Genomic DNA, 17,736 nt, shown 5'->3' on the forward strand with positions numbered 1-17,736 from the left:
GACACGCGCCCGGGGACTCCGCCGTCGAGGCACTCGATGGGAACATGTGTCCGACAGTGCTTGATCCGAACGGGGGAGACCATGACCGGACCGCACCCGCCCGAACCGTTCCTCGACGGATTCGACCGGATCCTGGTGGACGCCACGACCACGGGCCGCCGGCTGACCCGCGACGAGCTCGAGTCCCGCCGCGCGCTCGGCGCACAGGCGGCCGAGGCCGGGCGCGGCTGGCGCGGTCTCGTCCGCGCGCACCTCGCCGCCGGCCGGGAGGGCCGTCCGCGGGACGCCGATCCCGACAGCGTCCTCGCCGTCGTCGAACAGGCCGTGGACGCCTTCGCCGACGGCTACGAGCGCGCGCAGCGGCTGGTGATCCGCAAAGAGGAGGCCGCCCGCCGCGAGTTCATCGACGACCTGCTCCACGGGCGCGGGGCCGCGGGCCGACTGGCCGCCCGTTCCGAACGGTTCGGGCTGCGACCGGCCGGCGCCCACGTGGTCGCGGTGGCCGAGGGGCCGGAGAAGTACGACGAGACCGACCCCGTTCCCCGGCTGGTGGCGGAGGAGCTGTTCGGCCGCTTCGAGAACCGCCACATCCTGTTCACCACCAAGGAGGGCCGGATGGTGTGCATCGCCCCCGCCGACCAGGACGAGGTCCTCACCCACTTCGCCCAATACGTCCGCGACACCACGGGCCGGGCCCGGGTCGCCATCGGCCGGCCCAGGCCGGGCCCGGTCGGCATCGGGCAGAGCTACGAAGAGGCGTTGAACGCCTTGGACGTGGCCCGGCGCATGGGCCTCGACGAACCGCTGCTGCGCGCCGGCGACCTGCTGGTCTTCCCCGTGCTGACCCGGGACCGGCAGGCACTGGTGGACCTGGTGCAGAGCGCTCTGGGGCCGCTGGAACGGGCGCGCGGCGGGGCGCAGCCCCTGCTCGACACCCTCACCGCGTACTTCGACACCGGGTGTGTGGCCGCCGCGACGGCCCGGCGGCTCTCGCTCAGCGTACGCGCGCTCACCTACCGGCTGGCCCGCATCCACACCCTGACCGGCACCGACCCCACCGACCCCGCCCACCGCCACACCCTGCAGACGGCGGTCATCGGCGCCCGGCTGCTCGACTGGCCGACCAGGCCTCTGAACCCGGCCGAGGCCGCCCCGTAGGGGGTCGGCCCCCAGGGAGTCGCCCCGGGGCCGAGGGATGGCGCTCGGGGCTCACTCCCGCGTGAGGATCGCCGCGGCCGCCTCCACGCCCTCCCTCGTGCCGATCAGGATCAGCGTGTCCCCGCCGGTCAGCCGGAAGTCCGGCTTCGGTGACGGGATGGCCTCGGCGCGGCGCAGCACCGCCACGATCGAGACACCGGTCTCGGTGCGCATCCGGGTCTCGCCGAGCAGCCGCCCGTTCCAGTGCGCCGTCCCCGGCAGTTCGACCCGCTCCGCCACCAGCCCCAGCTCGGTGGTGGACAGCAGGCTGGGGCTGTGATGGGCGGGCAGCATCGCGTCGACGAGCGCCGCCGCCTCGCCGGAGGTCAGCCGCACCGACAGGGCACACGCGTCCGGATCGTCCTCCTGGTACGCGCCCAGCGTGCGGGCCCCGTCGCGGTGCGCGACCACCGAGAGCCGGCTTCGCTCGCGGGTCGTCAGGTCGTAACGGACGCCGATCCCCGGCAACGGCGTACTGCTCACGCGTGGCGCGCCCACGGCCGCCCCCTGTCTGGTTGAAGCGTTCCTTCGAACACCGGTCGATGCCACCCTAGTCAGCACGGGGACCGGGGCGACGGGAGTCCGCCCGGCGACCGGGTGGGAGAATACGCGCCGAGGTCCACGCTGCCGTGGCGTCCGGCGTACCGGGGCATGGGGGACCGGAAGGAAGCGTGCAGCATGATCGAGTGGGTGTCCCTCAGGGCCGGTGCCCGGCCCGTGCCCCAGCCCGTCGCGACCCCGGTGGTGTGGGCCACGGCCTTCGTCGGCGCGCTGGTCCTGGTGGCCGTGCACAACGTGCTGGTGGGCTCGGACCGCCCCGGATTCGCCCTCGCCGCGCTGTCCCTGCTGGCGGCCCTGCTGGGTCTCTGCGCCCGCTTCACCGCGGCCCCGGGTACGGCCGTCCTGTGCTGGCTGACCCTCAACGGTTTCGCCGTCCCGCCCGCAGGCACGCTCACCTGGGCGGGCCACCGTGACACCTTCTGGCTCACCTGCCTGTGCGCCGCGACGCTGGTCGGCACCGTGCTCGCCCGCGTCGTCCAGGCCCGCGCCGCCTACCGCCGGATCGCGGCGGACGTGGCCACCCCGCGACCCGAAGCGGACGGCGGGCCCTTCGACACCTGACCGTCCCCGGAGGTGCCCGACCGTCGATAGGGGGTCCCGACCGTCCCTGGGGGCCGGGGGCAGGGGGCCGGGGTCGTGCCCTGGGCCGGAACCGGGGACGGGATCAGGACCGGGCCGGCCGCTTGCCGGTTCGGCCTCTCCGTCCCCGGACCCCGCAGCGGACGACGTGATCCGGAACATAGGTGTTCTGTGACATATGGGGTCATCGCGCGTATTGGGTAGCTTGGGATGCTTGCCCCCTGTGCTCCGCACCGTCCGGTGTGCGAGGTCGCCGAGCGGGGCGGATCACCCGTCGACCGTCCGTCCAGGAGACCCATGCGCCTGCGCCCCCGAACCGCCTCCGTGCCGCCCCTCGCCCTGGCGGGCGGTGTGCTGACCGTCGGCGTCGGCGCGCTGTACCTGACCGGGGTCCTGCTCACCGGCGGTGAGATCGAGCCGGGTACGACGGTGCGGGGCGTGGACATCGGCGGCCTCAGCCGTGCGGAGGCCGTCCGCAAACTGGACGAGCGGCTGACGGCGGCCGGATCGAGGGAGCTGAGCGTGCGGGTCGGGGACCGCGTCGGGACCCTCGACCCGCGGCAGGCCGGACTCGCCTTCGACACCGAGCGCACGGTCGACCGGGCGACCCGCGTCGGGGCCGACCCGGTCGGCTTGATCGGCGGGCTCTTCGGCTCGGGGGGCGACGAGGAGCCGGTCGTACGCCTCGACGCCGGCAAGGCCCGCACCGCTCTGGAGAAGCTGGCGAAGTCCCTCGACCAGAAGGTCCGCGAGGGCGCCGTCGGTTTCACCGACGGCCGGGTCGAGCAGGTCGCCCCGCACCCCGGCCACGCACTGGACGTGGACGCCGCCGTCGGCACCCTGCGGGCCTCCTTCCTGCGCGGCGAGGCGGGCACGGTCACGGCCCTGCCCGCGCACGAGACCCGGCCGAAGGTCGCGGCGGACGAGGTGCGGCGGGCGGTGCGGGAGTTCGCCCGGCCCGCCATGTCGGCGCCCGTCACGCTCACCGCGGGCGGCAAACGGTTCGCCGTCGGGCAGCGGGTGCTGGGCGGGCATCTGACGATGCGGCCGGACGCCGCCGGCCGGCTCATACCGGAGCTGGACGGCGAGGGACTGCGCGCGGCCCCTTCGGTGGCCCGCCCCCTGGCCGGCGTCACCACCACCGCCGCGAACGCCGTCCTGCGGGCGGACGGCGACCGGGTGGTGGTGGCCGACGAGGCCCGGACCGGTGTCGAGATCACCGGCAAGGCACTGGGCAAGGCCGTCCTGCCGCTGCTCACCCGGTCCGGTGCGGCGGCCCGCACCGGGGAGGTGGCCGTCCGGCGGATACAGCCGCAGGTGACCCGCGACAACGCCGCACGGCTCGGGCTGACGGAGAAGGTGTCCTCCTTCACCGTGCACTTCGAACGGGCCGCGTACCGCACGAAGAACATCGGACGGGCCGCACAGCTGATCGACGGCTCCGTCGTCATGCCGGGCAGGACCTGGAGTTTCAACCGGACCGTGGGGCAGCGCACCGAGGCCAACGGCTTCGGCGAGGGCATCATGATCCTCGACGGCGGGTTCGCCAAGGCGCCCGGCGGCGGGGTCTCCGCCGTGGCCACGACCATGTTCAACGCGATGTTCTTCGCCGGCGTCAAGCCCGTGGAGTACGGCGCGCACTCCTTCTACATCGAGCGCTACCCGGAGGGCCGGGAGGCGACGGTCGCCTGGGGCAGCCTCGATCTGAAGTTCGCCAACGACTCGGGCCACGCCCTCTACATCCAGGCCGAGGCCACCGACACCTCGGTGACCGTCACCTTCCTCGGCACCGCGAAGTACGACGAGATCACGTCGGTCAACGGCCCGCGCACCCACGTGCGGCAGCCGGAGCGGAAGGTGAGCACCGGCGAGAAGTGCGTGCCGCAGACGCCGCTCGAAGGCTTCGACGTCACGGTCGACCGGGTCTTCCACCGCGACGGCCGGGAAGTGCGGCGCGAGCCGTTCCGCACCCACTACACCCCGCGCGACGAGATCATCTGCGAAGCCGCCACCGAGGGCCCGCGGTAGGTCGCTCACCGGGCGCGTCGCGGTCGCGTGTCCGGCTCGGTGGGAGCTGCGCGGAGTGCGGCCGGCGGCGTACCCAGTCGAGCAGCATCACGGACCACAGCGCCGCGAACGCGCACCAGGTCGAGACGAACTCCAGCCGCCACAGCGCGAAGCAGACCCCCGCTCCCACGCCGACCGCCGCTCCCAGGACGATCAACCGCCGGTCGCAAGAGAGCAGCAGGGCGCCGACCGTGGCCAGGAGATAGCCCGCGACGAGCACGGCCGGGTGCGAAAGGTGGACCGAGTACCCGACGGTGTGGCCGCGGATCTCGGCCGTCACCGGCCCGGTGGCGACACCGGCCGCGAGCCCCGCGGCGGTCGCGACGCCGAGCGCGAGGAGGAGGTCCAGCCTGCGCCGCGCGGCCGGTGGGGCGGCGCACCGCACCGCCGTCGGCACCCACACCGCCAGCAGCGGCAGCGCGATCACGGCCCAGGCGACGGTGGCGGGCCCACTGCCTCCGCCCGAGTCCCAGACCACCGCCTCCACGATCTGATGAATGCCGAGCAGCAGCGGCAGCGCGGCCAGCGGAAGATCCCGGCGGTCGCTCACATACGTCACGCAGGCCACCCCGACGGCCGCCACCCCGGCGCCCGCCACCAGATCGGCCGTCGCACTCCAACACATCACGTCACCATGGGTTCGACCGTCGTCCGCATCCGGCTCGTCGTGCGGTGCGGGTCAGGCTACGTCCCGCCCGGGGAATCCACCGGCCGCCGGGCCGACGGCCACCGTCCGAGTACCGCGCCGACGGTGTGAAGGGCCGCGTTACGCTGGTCCCGGTGAGCGACAGACGACGAAGGAGGCCGCGGGTGGTGGACGTCTCGCACGGAGACGACGGACTCGGGCCGGCGCACGGCACGGCCGTGCTGGAGGTGGGCCCGTTGTCCGGCCGGCCCGGCATCCGGGCCCGGGGCGAGATCAGCGAGGTCACTCGCTCGCCCTGGGAAGCGGCCCTGGCGGGCCTGGCGCGGCAGCACGCCGACGTGTCCTATGTCGAGCTGTCGGAAGTGGCGTTCGTCGACGTGGCGGGTGTCGCGGCGCTCGCCGTCACGGCGCTGGGGCTGTCCGGAGGCCGGGTGGTGGTCGAGCATCCGCCACCGCACGTGCCCCGCGTACTGAGCCTGTTCTGGCCGGGCCTCGGCAGAATCGAGGTGACGCCGTGATGAACACGGTGGCGACCCACGAGGCGTTCGAGCACCCCGCGCTGTTCTACCGCACCGAACAGGAGTACGTGGAGCGGACGGTGTCCTTCGTTCAGGAGGGCCTGGACCTCGGCGAACCGGTGGCGGTAGCGGTGCCGGGACCCAACCTGGAGCTGATCAGGGCCGGCCTCGGCCCCGACGCCCAGGCCGTCCGCCTGATGGACATGACGGTGGCGGGCCGCAACCCCGGCCGCATCATTCCCGGAGTGCTACGCGCGTTCGCCGACGCCCACCAGCGGGGACGGGTACGGATCATCGGTGAGCCGATCTGGGCGGGTCGCAGCGCGGTCGAGTACCCGGCGTGCGCGCAGCACGAGGCGCTGATCAACGCGGCCTTCGAGGGCCGTCCGGTGACCATCCTCTGCCCGTACGACGAGGCACGCCTGGACGAGAAGGTCCTGGCCGACGCGAGGATCACCCACCCGACGATCGTGACCCGGGACAAGGAGGGGGCCAGCGAGGCCTACGACTGGCGTGCCGTCGTCGACCGCTACAACGAGGTGCTGGTGCCCGAGCCGGACGCGGCCGTGTTCCCGTTCGGCGCCGACGAGTTGTACGCGGCGCGCGCCTTCGCGGTCGCGGAGGCCGAACGGCTGGGCCTCGCCGGGCAGCGGCTGGACGACACCGAGCTGGCGGTGGCCGAACTGACCACCAACAGCGTGGTGCACGGGGCCGGACGGGGAACGCTCGCCCTCTGGGCCCGTGCGGGACAGGTCGTGTGCGAGGTCCGGGACGCGGGGCGGCTCTCCGATCCGCTGGCCGGCCGCAGACCGCCCGCGCGCGGGCAGATCGGCGGCCGCGGTCTGATGCTGGTCCACTACGTGGCCGACCTGGTCCGGCTGCACACCTCCGACGAGGGCACCACCGTCCGCTTCTACCTCGCCCCCTGAGGACCCGTCGCACAGCGCGTCCGTGAGTTTGTCCGCGCCGAACCGTTCCCCGCACACCCGGAGGTGTGCGGGGTCCGTCGTGCGGAGCGGCGGGCCCGCCCGACACCGCGACGCAGGCGGGTGAAGCCTGAGCCGCCGTCACCTCCACGGGGCATGCATGAGGATCTCCGCCGCATCCGGCCGGGTCGGCGGAATCGACGCGCTGGAGGCGAGAGTGACGAAAGAACGAGCCGAAGAGACCGGCCCCCACACCATCAGGGTTCCGGTCCTCATCGTCGGCGGCTCCCTGGTCGGTCTGGCGACCTCACTGTTCCTGGGACGGCTGGGGGTACCGCACGTACTGGTGGAGCGCCACGCGGGCACATCCCTCCACCCGAAGGGCCGCGGCAACAACGTCCGCACGATGGAGCTGTTCCGGGTGGCGGGTGTGGAGGAGTCGATCCAGGAGGCCGCCGCCACCCTGGCCGGCAACCACGGCATCCTGCAGACGCCCACCCTGGTCGGCGACGCCGGCGAGTGGCTTTTCCGGAACATCGACTCGGGCGGCGGACTCGCCCGCTTCAGCCCCAGCGCCTGGTGCCTGTGCAGCCAGAACGACCTCGAGCCGGTCCTCCTCGACCACGCCAGGAGGCACGGCGGCGACCTGCGCTTCCACACCGAGATGATGTCGTTCGACAGCGACGCGACCGGTGTCACCGCGGTGCTCAAGAGCCGCGAGACGGGCGAGCACACCACCATCCGCGCGGACTACCTCGTCGCGGCCGACGGCCCCCGCAGCCCCGTCCGCGAGCAGCTCGGCATCGGTCAGAGCGGACCCGGCGACCTGTTCCACAACGTCAGCCTCACCTTCCGCTCCCGCGGGCTCGCCGAGGTGGTGGGTGACCGTCAGTTCATCGTCTGCTACCTGACCAACCCGGAGGCCGACGGCGCCCTGCTGCCGGTGGACAACCGCGAGAACTGGGTCTTCCACGCCCCGTGGCACCCCGAACACGGCGAAACCCTGGAGGAGTTCACCGACGAGCGGTGCGCCGAGCACATCCGCCGGGCGATCGGGGTCGCCGACCTCGACGTGGAGATCACCGGCAAGGCGCCCTGGCACGCAGCCCAGCGGGTCGCCCGCAGCTACCGGTCGGGGCGCGTGTTCCTGGCCGGCGACTCGGCCCACGAGATGTCCCCGACCGGGGCCTTCGGTTCCAACACCGGTATCCAGGACGCGCACAACCTCGCCTGGAAGCTGGCCGCGGTCCTCGACGGCTGGGCGGGCGACGCGTTGCTGGACACCTACGACGCCGAGCGCCGCCCCGTGGCCGAGGCCACCAGCGCCCGGGCCGCCGCCCGGTCGGCCGAGCACAGCCACCCCGGGTTCGCCGCGCCGCCCACGGCGGGCGGCGGTGGTCCCCAGCGGGGCATCCTCAACGTGGCGCTCGGCTACCGCTACCCGCAGGGCGCCGTCGTCGGCGCCGACCCCGCGGTCCCGGTCGTGCCGGAGGGCCTCGACCTGACCGGCGGACCCGGCAGCAGGGCCCCCCATCTGTGGGTGCGCCGCGGGAGCGAACGGCTCTCCACCCTCGACCTCTACGAGCGGTCCCTGGTCCTGCTCAGCGACGCCGGTGAGGCGAGCGGATGGCACGAGGCCGCCACCCGCCTCGCCGAGGAACTGGTCGTCCCGCTCAGGTCGTACCGGTTGGGCTCGGGAGCCGACGCGGACCTGGTCCCGGAGGGCGACGCCGACTGGGCGGAGCGCCACGGCACGGCACGCGGGGGCGCCGTACTCGTCCGGCCCGACGGGTTCGTGCTGTGGCGGGCGCCGGGTCCGGACGCGGCGCCCGAGGCGGTGCTGGGCCGGGTCCTGAAGACCGTGCTGGGGCTCGCCTGACCCCGCGGGCTTCACCCGTGTGAACGCCCCGAGTGGTGCCGTGGCGACGGGCGGCTGACGGTGGATCACGTCCCGGTCGGGTTTCCCGAGCTGACGAGGTGTCGGCTGCCCGGTCGTGACGGAAGGACCATCAGATGCGTTCAGCTCGCATGATCCTGGCCACCGCGGCGGCTTCGGCCGCCCTCGCCATCGGCGCCCCCGGCGCCTACGCAGCCGGTGACACGGACCACGACGACTCGTCCTACAGCAAGGAGGACAGCTCCTCGTACAGCAAGGAGGACTCCTTCTCCGGCAAGGAGGAGCACGGCAAGGAGGAGGACCACGGCAAGGAGGAGCACGGCAAGGAGGAGCACGACTCCCCGCACGGTGGCATGCACACCGGCGGCGGTGCCCTCGCCTCGCTGAACGACAGCGGCGACCGCGGCGCGGCCAAGGACCCCCGGTTCGACCCCGAGACGTACAAGGACAAGGACACCGGGAACGGCGGCGAGCACGGCAAGGACTCCTGGAACGGCGGACAGGAAGAGGAGTCCGGCGGCTGGAGCAAGGAGCACGACAAGCCCAGCGGCGGCATGCACACCGGCGGCGGCGCCCTCGCCACCCCCTCGGCGACCGCGGCCGGACTCGGCGTCCTCGCCGTCGCCGGCACCGGCCTCTACGCCCTGCGCCGCAAGCGGAGCGCCGGAAGCGTGGCCTGACCCGTGCCGGACGCGATAGCGAAGCCGCGGCCGCCACCGGTACCCCCGGGTGGCGGCCCGGCTCGCCCCCCGTGCTCTGCCCGCCCCGCTGCCGTGCCCGAATGAGGTGCTCCCCGATGGCCGTTCCCCCTTCCTCCTCCCCATCTCCCTCCGACCCCGCCGAACCCTCCGGCACCGAGCCGGCGCCCACCGAAGAGGGAACCTCCCGCGCCGGCCTGATGATGATCTGCGCCGCGGTCGCGGTGCTCCTGGCCCTCAACCTGTTCGGCGGAGGCGACGAGACGTCGACCGGCATCGCGGGCCCGCCACACGCGCCGCCCGCCGCCGGGTCGGTCCCCGCGGCCCGCGCCCCGGCCGCGACGACCCCGCCCGCCGGAGCGGCCGACGACGGGGGGCCGGTGGGCAAGCACCTGCCGCGCTCCAGGCCCGTGCGGCTGCTGATCCCGAAGATCGGGGTCGACGCCCCCTTCGTCGACCTCGCCATCGGCGCCGACGGCCGCTTGCAGCCGCCTCCGGCGAACGACGTCAACCTCGTCGGCTGGCACGCCAAGGGAGCCTCACCCGGGGAGACGGGCACGGCGATCATCGCCGGTCACGTCGACACCAAGACCTCCCCGGCCGTCTTCGCCGGGCTCAGCGAACTGGCGAAGGGCGACGGCTTCCAGGTCCTGCGGGCCGACGGCGGCAAGGCGTCCTTCCGGGTCGACAGCGTCGAGACCTTCGACAAATCCGACTTCCCCAGCGAGCGGGTGTACAGCGACACCGCCGAGGCGCAGGTGCGGCTCATCACCTGCGCGGGCGCCTACGACCGGCAGGTCAAGGACTACACCGACAACCTGGTCGTCTTCGCTCATCTCGTCTGACGCCCACCCGCCCAGTCACCCACGTAGTTCATCCGAGTCGCGCGCTCGCGGGGACGGGCACAGGATCGAGGAACGCTGACGTCGCATCACCGCGGCCGACGTTCACCCACCCCCTCCGCGAAGGAGATGTGCGCAGGATGACCACCACGTCCGAACGTGTTGCAGGTTCGCGGGCGCGACAGGCGTCGCAACGTGTCTCCCAGTCCGTCTTCGACGGTTCCCGGCTCCGCGTCGTCCTGCTGGTCGACGTCTACGACGGGGCCCAGCAGCAGTTCCTCGAAGCGTACGAGCAGCTCTGCAACCAGGTCGCGTCCGTCCCCGGACATGTCAGCGACCAGCTCTGCCAGTCCATCGAGAACCCCTCGCAGTGGCTCATCACCAGCGAGTGGGAGAGCGCCCCGCCGTTCCTCGCCTGGGTCAACAGCGAGGAGCACGTGGCGATGGTGGAGCCGCTGCACAGCTGCGTGCGCGACACCCGCTCGCTGCGCTTCCACGTCGTCCGCGAGACCGGCGGCCCGGCCGAGGCCGCCGACCGGACCAAGCGCCGGCTCCAGACGGCGCCCAGGATCGGCGACGGCGTGATCCGGCACGCGCTCACCTTCACCGTCAAGCCGGGCAGCGAGGAGATCGTCGCCAAGATCCTCGCCGACTACGCCTCACCCGAGCCGCAGGTCGACGACACCACCCGGCTGTGCCGCACCTCGCTGTTCATGCACGGCAACCGGGTGGTGCGGGCCATCGAGGTGCGGGGCGACCTGCTCTCCGCGCTGCGCCACGTCTCCCGGCAGCCCGAGGTGCGGGCCGTCGAGGAGGCCATCAACCCCCATCTGGAGCAGGACCGGGACCTCAACGACCCCGAGTCGGCCCGGGTCTTCTTCACCCGCGCCGCGCTGCCGGCCGTCCACCACGTGACGGCGGAGCGGCAGGACGCGCAGGCCGAGCGGTACGCCCTGCACTACCCGACCCGGCCCGACCGCGGCATGAAGCTGGCCGAGCTGCTCGCCCGGCAGGACGAGGCGGCGGCGGACGACCCGCGCAGCCCCATCCTGCGCAGCACGATCTTCCAGCGCGACGACGTCGTCGTGCGGCTGATCGACGTACGGGGCGGACTCGAGGCCGCCGACCCCGTCCAGGCCCTCGGCCTGTCCGACCCCGGACAGGTGGCCGAGCTGACGACGCTCCAGGACGACGCCGCCGGCGCGTCCGCGTCGAAGGACGGCCGTCTCGCGCGCTTCCTCGAACTGGCGCGCATGGATCTCGTCACCGACCGCCGGTCGCCCGACGCCTGATTCGTCATCACGTGGCGGGGGGCGGTGCCCCACCCCCCGCCACGTCGGTGCAGTACTTCATCGGAGGAACGTCGTGATCACTTCTCGTCACAGAATCGTGGATCTCAGCGAGGTCGAGCCCAACACCCGGCGAGGCGGCGACCTGCGCGCCATGCTCACCCCCGCCACGGTGGGCGCCACCAGCGGTTTCATGGGCCTGGCCCTCATCCAGCCCGGCGACCGCATCGGTGAGCACTACCACCCGTACTCCGAGGAGTTCGTGTACGTCGTATGCGGGCAGCTGGAGGTGGACCTGGACGGCGAGCCGCACCCGCTCCAGCCCGAGCAGGGGCTGCTGATCCCGCTCAACGTGCGCCACCGCTTCCGCAACGTCGGCAAGGTGGAGGCCCGGATGGTCTTCCACCTGGGCCCGCTGGCCCCGAGCCCGCCGCTCGGCCACGTCGACACCGAGGGCACCGAAGCCGAGCCCGCCGTGGTCGGGGCGGAACCGGCCGGCCGACGTCAGGTGCGCTCATGACGAGACGAGTGGCGGTCACCGGCATAGGCATCGTCGCCCCGGGCGGCATAGGCGTACCGGCCTTCTGGAACCTGCTGGCGGAGGGCCGCACGGCGACGCGGGCCATCACGTTCTTCGACCCGGCCGGGCTGCGGTCGCGGATCGCGGCCGAGTGCGACTTCGACCCGGCGGCCCACGGGCTGGACGCGTCCGACGTCGAGCGGTGCGACCGCTACATCCAGTTCGCCCTGGTCGCCGGGGACGAGGCGGTACGGGACGCGGGGCTCGACCTCGCCGCCGAGAACCCCTGGCGGGTCGGCGTCTCCCTGGGCACCGCGGTCGGCGGCACCACCCGGCTGGAGAGCGACTACGTCAAGGTCAGCCACGGCGGTCAGCGCTGGGACGTGGACCACCGGGAGGCGGCCCCGCATCTGCACCGCGCGTTCACGCCCAGCACGCTCGCCTCGACGGTGGCGGAGCGGTTCGGGGCGCGCGGTCCGGTGCAGACCGTCTCCACCGGCTGCACCTCCGGGCTCGACGCGGTGGGGTATGCCTTCCACACCGTGGAGGAGGGCCGGGCCGACATCTGCATAGCCGGCGCCTCGGACTCGCCGATCTCGCCGATCACCATGGCGTGCTTCGACGCGATCAAGGCCACCTCGTCGAACAACGACGACCCGGCCCACGCCTCGCGTCCCTTCGACGCCGACCGTGACGGGTTCGTCATGGGCGAGGGCGGCGCCGTCCTCGTCCTGGAGGAGCTCGAGCACGCCCGGGCCCGCGGCGCGCACGTCTACTGCGAGCTCGGCGGGTATGCCACCTTCGGCAACGCCTACCACATGACCGGCCTGACCAGCGAAGGCCTGGAGATGGCCCGGGCCATCGAGGAGGCCCTCGACCACGCCCGGCTCGACGCCGGCGCGATCGACTACGTCAACGCGCACGGGTCGGGCACCAAGCAGAACGACCGTCACGAGACCGCCGCGGTGAAGCGGGTCCTGGGCACGCACGCCTACGACACGCCGATGAGCTCCATCAAGTCGATGGTGGGCCACTCCCTCGGCGCGATCGGGGCGATCGAACTCGTCGCCTGTGTGCTGGCGATGGCCAACCAGGTCGTACCGCCGACCGCGAACTACGAGACGCCCGACCCCGAGTGCGACCTGGACTACGTCCCGCGTGTGGCACGTGAGCGCAAGCTCGCCAGCGTGCTCTCGGTGGGCAGCGGGTTCGGCGGCTTCCAGTCCGCGGTGGTCATGAACCGGCCGAGGGAGAAGACACGATGAGCGAACCCCTTGCACGGCGCGCGGCCGTCACGGGAATCGGTGTGGTCGCGCCCAACGGAGCAAGTACCGAAACCTTCTGGAAGTCCACCAGGGAAGGCATCAGCGTCCTGGACCGGGTCGACCGCGAGGGCTGCGAGGAACTGCCGCTGCGGGTGGCTGGCCAGGTCCGCGACTTCGACCCGGCGGCCGTGATCGAGGAGCGCTTCCTCGTCCAGACCGACCGGTTCACCCACTTCGCGATGGCCGCGGCCGACTTCGCGCTGGACGACGCCCAGCTCGGCCGGCCGGAGACCGACGGCGCGCCCTTCTCCGTGGGCGTGGTCACCGCTGCCGGTTCCGGCGGCGGCGAGTTCGGCCAGCGGGAGCTCCAGCAACTGTGGGGCAAGGGCAGCCGGTTCGTCGGCCCGTACCAGTCCATCGCCTGGTTCTACGCCGCCAGCACCGGCCAGATCTCCATCCGCCGCGGCTTCAAGGGCCCCTGCTCGGTCGTCGCCGCGGACGAGGCCGGCGGCCTGGACGCCCTCGCCCACGCGGCGCGGGCGGTACGCCGCGGCACCGACGTGATCGTGGCCGGGGCGACCGAGGCGCCGATCGCGCCCTACTCGATGGTCTGCCAACTCGGCTACGAGGAACTCAGCACGGTCGACGACCCGACCCGTGCCTACCGGCCCTTCACCTCCGCGGCCTGCGGGTTCGTGCCCGCCGAAGGCGGCGCCATGCTGGTGGTGGAGGCGGAGGCCGCGGCCCGGGCGCGGGGCGCGCGGGTGCGGGCCCACCTGGCCGGACACGCGGCGACCTTCACCGGCGCCTCCCGCTGGGAGGAGTCCCGGGAAGGGCTCGCCGAGGCCGTCCGGCAGGCCTTGGCGGAGGCCGACTGCGCCCCCGAGGAGATCGACGTGGTCTTCGCCGACGCCCTGGGCGTTCCGGAGGCGGACCGCGCCGAGGCGCTGGCGATCGCCGACGCCCTCGGAGCGCACGGCACCCGCGTACCCGTCACGGCGCCGAAGACCGGGATCGGCCGGGGCTACTGCGCGGCGCCGCTGATGGACACCGCCGCGGCGGTGCTCGCGATGGAGCACGGCGTGATCCCACCCACCCCCAACGTCTTCGACATCTGCCACGACCTCGACCTCGTGACCGGCCGGGCGCGTACCGCCGAGGTACGCACGGCGCTGGTCCTGAGCCGGGGACTCATGGGGTCGAACTCGGCGCTGGTGCTGCGGCACGGCGCCACCGACGCCTCGTAGCGAGGCGCCACGGAGCAGCAGAGGAAGGGAATGGCATGACTGACCGCATCACAGTGGAAGAGCTGGCCGAACTCATGAAGAAGTCCGCCGGCGTCACCGTCGCCCCGGAGGAACTCCGCCGCGAAGACACGGCCTTCGACCGCCTGGGCGTCGACTCGCTCGGCCTGCTGGGGATCGTGGGCGAGCTGGAGAACCGGTACGGCACGCCGATGCCTCCCGACGCCGAGCGCTCCAAGTCGCCCCGGCAGTTCCTCGACCTCGTCAACAGCGCCCTCATGACAGGAGCCTGAGATGACCGGACACACGCAGAACGAGATCACCATCGCGGCGCCTCTGGACCTGGTCTGGGAGGTGACCAACGACCTGGAGAACTGGCCGCGGCTGTTCAGCGAGTACGCCTCCGTCGAGATCCTCTCCCGGGAGGGGCGCAAGACGACGTTCCGGCTGACCATGCACCCGGACGAGAACGGCACCGTGTGGAGCTGGGTCTCGGAGCGCGAGCCGGACCGCGACACGCTCACCGTCAAGGCCCGCCGGGTCGAGACGGGGCCGTTCGCCCACATGGACATCCACTGGCGGTACGAGGAGGTGCCGGCCGGTACGCGGATGGTGTGGACGCAGGACTTCGCGATGAAGCCGGAAGCGCCGGTCGACGACGAGTGGATGACCGACAACATCAACCGGAACTCCAAGGTCCAGCTGGGCCTGATCCGGGACCGGATCGAGAAGACCGCCGCCGAGCGCGGTGCCACCCGCGGTCTGACCGACTGAGCCGGACGGAGAACAGCACCATGCACCAAGCTCTGATCGTCGCCCGGATGGCCCCGGGATCGGCGCCCGACATCGCCAAGGTGTTCGAGGAGTCCGACCGGGGGGAGCTGCCGCGGCTCGTCGGCGTGAACCGGCGCAGCCTGTTCCAGTTCGGCGACGTGTACATGCACCTGATCGAGTCCGAGCGCGAGCCCGGACCCGCCATCGCCAAGATCACCGGACATCCCGAGTTCCGGGACGTCAGCGAGCGGCTGGCCGCGTACGTCAGCGCGTACGACCCCGAGACCTGGCGTTCCCCGAAGGACGCCATGGCGCAGCGCTTCTACCTCTGGGAGCGCGACCCGGCCGGCTGACCCCCGCCGGCTCTCACCGGTCGCCGGGCCCGCGACGCTGCGGGCCCGGCGACCGGTGGTCTGAGGGCGTCCGTGTGTGCCGATCAGCCGACGTGGCAGTCGAACGCGTGCAGGTAGGGGTTGACCGGGCTGATGTCGTCGATGACGAGGCCCGCCTCGGTCAGCCGGTCCACCATGCTCCGGGTGGTGTGCTTCGCCCCGCCGACGTTGAGGAGCAGCAGCAGGTCCATCGCGGTGCTGAACCGCATCGAGGGCGAGTCGTCGACGAGGTTCTCGATGACCACGACCCGCGTCCCGGGGCCGCCCGCCTCGCGGACGTTGCGCAGCGTACGGGCCGTGCTCTCGTCGTCCCACTCCAGGATGTTCTTGATGACGTAGACGTCGGCCTTCACCGGGACGGCCGTACGGACGTCGCCGGGCACCACGCGGGCACGGTCGGCGAGGTCGCCGCCCGCGAGCAGGCGCGGTACCGCGTTCTCCACCACCCGGGGCAGGTCGAGCAGCGCCCCCCGCATCGACGGGTACTTGTCCAGCAGGCTCGCGACCACGTGCCCCTGGCCGCCACCGATGTCGGCGACCGAGGTGCACCCCGTCAGGTCGAGGAAGTCCGCGACGTCCCGCGCCGACTGCACGCTGGAGGTCGTCATGGCACGGTTGAAGATGTCGGCGGACTCCGGGGCGTCCTCGTTGAGGTAGGGGAAGAACTCCTTGCCGTACAGGTCCTCCACCACGTTGCGGCCGGTGCGCACCGCCTCGTCCAGCATCGGCCAGGCGTCCCAGGTCCACGGCTCGGTGCACCACAGCGAGATGGCACGCAGGCTGTTGGGGTCGTCCTCGCGCAGCAGCCGGGAGACGTCGGTGTGCGCGAACGTCCCGTCCGCCCCTTCGGCGAAGACGCCGTAGCAGGACAGGGCCCGCAGGAGCCGTCGCAGCGGGCGGGGTTCGGTCTTCACCGCGGCGGCGAGGTCCTCCACGGCCATGGGGCTGTCGCCGAGGGCGTCGGCGACGCCCAGCCGGGCGGCCGCGCGCAGAGCGGCGGCACACGCCGCCCCGAACGCGAGTTCCCGCAGCCGCATCGACGGCGGAGGGGCAGACTGAGCGGTCGTCATGTCCCGCCTTCCTTCCTTCTTGGAGTTCGTGAGGTTCGCGGAGTCGTGCGTGGAGCCGGTGCGGTTCAGCACAGACCGGCGGGCTTGGACGAGCGGCAGGAGTTGCCCTCGAAGGTGTTGCCCTTGCCGGTGTCCGTGTTGACGAGGTCGGGGGAGTTGCCCCGCAGCAGGTTGTCGCTGATCCGGTTCCGCTCGCTGGTCGTGCCCACGAAGCTCTTGAACAGGACGATGCCGCCGGACAGCGGGGACTTGCCGACGTTGTCCTTGATCACGTTCCGGGTGACCAGGCTGTCCTCGGCGCCGGTCAGGACGATGCCGGAGCCCTGGAGGGCGTCCAGCCGCGCGGTCTTCGGGCAGGACTTGTTGTTGCGCTCGATGCGGTTCTCGCGCACCGTCACGAAGCCGGCCTTCGGCTTGTTCTCGTCGCCGACCACGAAAATCCCCGCGCAGTTGCCCGTGACGCGGTTGCCCGCGAGGGTCAGGTTGCGCAGCCGGCGCACGGTGACGCCGATCCGGTTGCCCTCCAGCCGGTTGTGCTCGACCACGGTGCCCTCGGTGTCCGTGGCGCCCTGCTCCTCCTTGATCGTGTTGGCGAGGAACAGGCCCGCGTCGCCGTTGTCGCGGGCGGTGTTGTCGTGGAACACGCCGTGCACCGAGTGTTCGGTGGCGATGCCCCACACGCCGTTCTTCACCGCGGTGACGTGCCGCACGGTCAGCCCGTCGGCCTCCGTGGCGTAGACGCCGTTCTTGGCGAAGCCGGACACCGTCAGGCCGGCGATGGTGACGCCGTCGACGTTCTGGTCCTTGGTCCCGACGACGCAGATGCCGCTACCGCTCGCGGCACAGCTGGTCGCGGCCTTGGTCTGCTTGGAGCCCTTGGAGCCCTTCGAGTCCTTCGCGGCGCCCGATCCGGTGCTCGGGGCGGTGCTGCCGGTGCTCGCGCCCGCCGCCGGCTCGAGCACCGTGCCGCGGCCCACGCCGCGCAGGGTGAGCCCGGGCGTACTGACGTCGACGCTCTGGTGGTAGGTGCCGTACGTGAGCAGAACGGTGTCGCCCGGCTCGGCGGCGTCCACCGCCTTCTGGATCGACTGCCCCGGGTGGACCACATGGACCGTGTGGTCGGCGACCGACGGAGCGGCTCCGAGCCCCGTCCCGATCAGTGCGGCGGTGCACGCCAGGTATGCGATATGGCATTTCTTCATATTTGCACGTTATGGCCGAACAGCCCGGAACCGGCGTGATGGGCCATCC

At 72.6% G+C, this 17,736-nt stretch carries 19 protein-coding genes; 15 read left to right on the plus strand and 4 right to left on the minus strand.

Translation table 11 applies throughout. The features are described 5' to 3' along the window. The first annotated feature begins 81 nt into the window (after positions 1-81). The gene (locus tag OG440_RS32500; protein ID WP_406010312.1) at positions 82-1,158 is read left to right on the plus strand and encodes a PucR family transcriptional regulator; all 1,077 of its coding nucleotides are present in this window, start codon (positions 82-84) and stop codon (positions 1,156-1,158) included. Between the two features lie 51 nt (positions 1,159-1,209). On the opposite strand, the gene OG440_RS32505 is transcribed toward OG440_RS32500, so the two are convergent. Continuing rightward, positions 1,210-1,695: a cation:proton antiporter regulatory subunit gene (locus tag OG440_RS32505; protein ID WP_406010313.1), complete on the minus strand. Its 486-nt coding sequence runs from the start codon at positions 1,693-1,695 to the stop codon at positions 1,210-1,212. Positions 1,696-1,875: 180 nt separating this feature from the next. Between OG440_RS32505 and OG440_RS32510 the strand changes: the two genes are divergently transcribed. Both OG440_RS32510 and OG440_RS32515 read left to right on the plus strand, forming a co-directional pair. Further along, on the plus strand, positions 1,876-2,319 hold the full coding sequence (locus OG440_RS32510; protein ID WP_406010314.1) for a hypothetical protein: 444 nt from the start codon (positions 1,876-1,878) through the stop codon (positions 2,317-2,319). A gap of 315 nt (positions 2,320-2,634) precedes the next feature. Next, positions 2,635-4,365 (plus strand): VanW family protein, encoded by a 1,731-nt coding sequence (locus tag OG440_RS32515; RefSeq protein ID WP_406010315.1) that lies wholly within the window; start codon positions 2,635-2,637, stop codon positions 4,363-4,365. Here the strand turns inward: OG440_RS32515 and OG440_RS32520 are convergent. Beyond that, positions 4,331-5,029: a DUF6629 family protein gene (locus OG440_RS32520; protein ID WP_406010316.1), complete on the minus strand. Its 699-nt coding sequence runs from the start codon at positions 5,027-5,029 to the stop codon at positions 4,331-4,333. The genes OG440_RS32515 and OG440_RS32520 overlap by 35 nt on opposite strands. A gap of 185 nt (positions 5,030-5,214) precedes the next feature. On the opposite strand from OG440_RS32520, the gene OG440_RS32525 reads away from it, so the two are divergent. The 12 genes from OG440_RS32525 (at position 5,215) to OG440_RS32580 (ending at position 15,376) form a co-directional block, all read left to right on the plus strand. Next, positions 5,215-5,568, plus strand: coding sequence for an STAS domain-containing protein (locus tag OG440_RS32525; RefSeq protein WP_406010317.1), 354 nt, complete (start codon positions 5,215-5,217; stop codon positions 5,566-5,568). Beyond that, positions 5,568-6,497 (plus strand): anti-sigma factor RsbA family regulatory protein, encoded by a 930-nt coding sequence (locus tag OG440_RS32530; RefSeq protein WP_406010318.1) that lies wholly within the window; start codon positions 5,568-5,570, stop codon positions 6,495-6,497. The genes OG440_RS32525 and OG440_RS32530 overlap by 1 nt, the downstream gene beginning before the upstream one ends. Positions 6,498-6,654: 157 nt before the next feature. Beyond that, complete coding sequence (locus OG440_RS32535; RefSeq protein WP_406010319.1) at positions 6,655-8,373, plus strand: FAD-dependent oxidoreductase; 1,719 nt, start codon at positions 6,655-6,657, stop codon at positions 8,371-8,373. A gap of 134 nt (positions 8,374-8,507) precedes the next feature. Then, complete coding sequence (locus OG440_RS32540) at positions 8,508-9,071, plus strand: hypothetical protein (RefSeq protein WP_406010320.1); 564 nt, start codon at positions 8,508-8,510, stop codon at positions 9,069-9,071. A 116-nt stretch (positions 9,072-9,187) separates the two neighbouring features. After that, on the plus strand, positions 9,188-9,934 hold the full coding sequence (locus OG440_RS32545) for a class F sortase (RefSeq protein ID WP_406010321.1): 747 nt from the start codon (positions 9,188-9,190) through the stop codon (positions 9,932-9,934). Between the two features lie 137 nt (positions 9,935-10,071). Beyond that, positions 10,072-11,223, plus strand: coding sequence for a SchA/CurD-like domain-containing protein (locus OG440_RS32550; RefSeq protein ID WP_406010322.1), 1,152 nt, complete (start codon positions 10,072-10,074; stop codon positions 11,221-11,223). Positions 11,224-11,320: 97 nt separating this feature from the next. Then, entirely contained in the window at positions 11,321-11,740 is a 420-nt protein-coding gene (locus OG440_RS32555; protein ID WP_406011519.1) for a cupin domain-containing protein, read from the plus strand. Continuing rightward, entirely contained in the window at positions 11,737-13,005 is a 1,269-nt protein-coding gene (locus OG440_RS32560; protein WP_406010323.1) for a beta-ketoacyl-[acyl-carrier-protein] synthase family protein, read from the plus strand. Before OG440_RS32555 ends, OG440_RS32560 begins: the two co-directional genes overlap by 4 nt. Continuing rightward, complete coding sequence (locus tag OG440_RS32565) at positions 13,002-14,252, plus strand: beta-ketoacyl synthase N-terminal-like domain-containing protein (RefSeq protein WP_406010324.1); 1,251 nt, start codon at positions 13,002-13,004, stop codon at positions 14,250-14,252. Before OG440_RS32560 ends, OG440_RS32565 begins: the two co-directional genes overlap by 4 nt. 35 nt (positions 14,253-14,287) lie before the next feature. Beyond that, on the plus strand, positions 14,288-14,542 hold the full coding sequence (locus OG440_RS32570; RefSeq protein ID WP_406010325.1) for an acyl carrier protein: 255 nt from the start codon (positions 14,288-14,290) through the stop codon (positions 14,540-14,542). Between the two features lies 1 nt (position 14,543). Further along, a complete protein-coding gene (locus OG440_RS32575) occupies positions 14,544-15,023 on the plus strand; it encodes an SRPBCC family protein (protein WP_057605529.1) in 480 nt (159 codons plus the stop codon). A gap of 20 nt (positions 15,024-15,043) precedes the next feature. Further along, positions 15,044-15,376, plus strand: a complete 333-nt coding sequence (locus tag OG440_RS32580) for a TcmI family type II polyketide cyclase (protein WP_406010326.1) — start codon at positions 15,044-15,046, stop codon at positions 15,374-15,376. Between the two features lie 83 nt (positions 15,377-15,459). On the opposite strand, the gene OG440_RS32585 is transcribed toward OG440_RS32580, so the two are convergent. After that, on the minus strand, positions 15,460-16,485 hold the full coding sequence (locus tag OG440_RS32585; protein WP_406010327.1) for a methyltransferase: 1,026 nt from the start codon (positions 16,483-16,485) through the stop codon (positions 15,460-15,462). A gap of 65 nt (positions 16,486-16,550) precedes the next feature. Beyond that, positions 16,551-17,687: a nitrous oxide reductase family maturation protein NosD gene (locus OG440_RS32590; RefSeq protein WP_406010328.1), complete on the minus strand. Its 1,137-nt coding sequence runs from the start codon at positions 17,685-17,687 to the stop codon at positions 16,551-16,553. Positions 17,688-17,736 lie beyond the last annotated feature (49 nt).

Source organism: Streptomyces sp. NBC_00637, assembly GCF_045161545.1.
GTDB lineage: Bacteria > Actinomycetota > Actinomycetes > Streptomycetales > Streptomycetaceae > Streptomyces.